This window comes from Alteromonas nitratireducens, assembly GCF_040812025.1.
GTDB classification, from domain to species: domain Bacteria; phylum Pseudomonadota; class Gammaproteobacteria; order Enterobacterales; family Alteromonadaceae; genus Alteromonas; species Alteromonas nitratireducens.
Genome location: NZ_JBFNPK010000047.1, coordinates 1 through 611 on the forward strand (window position 1 = coordinate 1; position 611 = coordinate 611).

The 611-nt window shown below is 46.2% G+C and carries 2 tRNA genes; both read left to right on the plus strand.

The annotated features are described in order from the left end of the window. Positions 1 to 43 precede the first annotated feature (43 nt). A tRNA-Ala gene (locus tag AB1N33_RS16645) sits at positions 44 to 119 on the plus strand. A gap of 159 nt (positions 120 to 278) precedes the next feature. Next, a tRNA-Ile gene (locus tag AB1N33_RS16650) sits at positions 279 to 355 on the plus strand. Positions 356 to 611 lie beyond the last annotated feature (256 nt).

Below are 611 nucleotides of genomic sequence, written 5' to 3' on the forward strand. Positions count from 1 at the left end.
CCTACACAGATTGTTTTGTCTAGAAAGAAGAACGACCATATATGGGGCTATAGCTCAGCTGGGAGAGCGCCTGATTTGCATTCAGGAGGTCAGCAGTTCGATCCTGCTTAGCTCCACCACTTTGCTTCATAGTTCAGAGCTAAAGCAGAGTGTTATTGCGATGAATTGGTTTGTAGTGGTGCGCGACTAGAGGAGTGACGAAGGAGCATACATCAGGTATGTGACTGAGGAGCGACGAAACCAAGCGCGGCAATACGAGCCAAGGCAGAAGCAAGAACAGGCTTGTAGCTCAGCTGGTTAGAGCGCACCCCTGATAAGGGTGAGGTCGGCAGTTCAAGTCTGCCCAAGCCTACCATTTCTTCCTTATGCTGCGTTGGAGAAATGCTCATGTGCTACTCGCACACTACGCATTCCCTCGCCTTGCCTAAGAAAGAAATAGGCAAATTGCTCGCTAAAGAAGGTGAGTGGTTTTACCTGGTCGAAGTGGACTGGAATCCTAATGAATAAGCACTTGTTGAGTGGCTATTGATTAGGGTTTTTTACCCTAAGTATGTTCTTTAACAATTTGGAAAGCTGATATTAGTAATCAATCAAAATTGAGTAACTGAGAG